The organism is Saccharomonospora iraqiensis subsp. paurometabolica YIM 90007 (assembly GCF_000231035.2).
Taxonomy (GTDB): domain Bacteria; phylum Actinomycetota; class Actinomycetes; order Mycobacteriales; family Pseudonocardiaceae; genus Saccharomonospora; species Saccharomonospora paurometabolica.
In genome coordinates this window covers 8,111-9,139 of record NZ_KI912228.1, presented here as the reverse complement: position 1 = coordinate 9,139, position 1,029 = coordinate 8,111, and the positions used below count along the sequence as shown (strand labels likewise).

1 protein-coding gene is annotated in these 1,029 nt (G+C 76.7%); it reads right to left on the bottom strand.

All coding sequences use genetic code 11. From position 1 onward, the window contains the following. Positions 1-329: 329 nt before the first annotated feature. Positions 330-1,029: NAD(+) diphosphatase (nudC, locus tag SACPADRAFT_RS26715; RefSeq protein ID WP_007027743.1), on the bottom strand; the 700-nt coding region annotated here is incomplete at its 5' end.

Genomic DNA, 1,029 nt, shown 5'->3' with positions numbered 1-1,029 from the left:
ACCCGGCGGAGCGCCGCCCCGGCACGGGGCCCGCCGGCCCCCCGATCGGACGCACCCGCCTCCGAGGCTCCGCCCTCCGCCGGTCCGTCCTCCGAGGCTCCGCGCTCCGACGCGGCCACCTCCGGAGCTTTGGGCTCCGTCGACCCGGCCTCCGGCCGCGACATCCACTTCCGAGCGGGGTCGCCGACGACCGAGTCGGCGAGCATCCCCAGCAGCAACCCGACAGCCCGTGACGCGCCCACAGCATCCCCCCGGTCGACGGCGTGTGCGGCGAGACTACTCCGCGCCGCCCGCTCCCGGGGCGAGAACACGGCCGTGCGGACTCCCGCTCAGGCGTCCGCTCCGGCCCAGGCCCTGAGCATCAGGTGCGCGATCGACGACCCACCCGGCAGCAGCAGGTCCGGGTCCCGCCCGGCGAAGGCGGCCGCCACCCGCTCCCGGGGCATCCAGCAGGCGTTCTCGATCTCCCCGTCGGCGGGGGACGGGACCGCGCCCGCGTCGGCGCGCGCGGCGAAGCCGAGCATGATCGAACGGGGGAACGGCCAGGGCTGGCTGCCGAGGTACCGGACGTCGCGCACGGCGACCCCGACCTCCTCGGCGACCTCCCGCTCGACGCAGCGCTCCAGCGACTCGCCGGCCTCGACGAACCCGGCCAGCACCGAGTAACGCCCCGGCGGCCACACCGGCTGCCGGGCCAGCAGTACCTGCTCCCCGTTCACCCCGACGTCGTCGTGGACGAGGCAGATCACGGCCGGATCCGTCCGCGGGTACTCCTCGTGTCCGCAGCGTGTGCACTCGGTGGCCCAGCCGAACTGCCGCGACCGGACCACCCCGCCGCAGCGGGCGCAGTACCGCGCCCGCCGGTGCCAGTTGCGCAGTGCGACGGCGGTGGTCAGCAGCCCGGCGGAGGCGTCGTCGAGTGCGGCCCCGTGTCCGCGCAGTTCGACCCACACCTCACCGTCGGCGGCGGGCGCCTCCTGGGTGAGGCCCCAGCCCGAGTCCAGACGCACGGTGCCCGCGGCGGGCCCC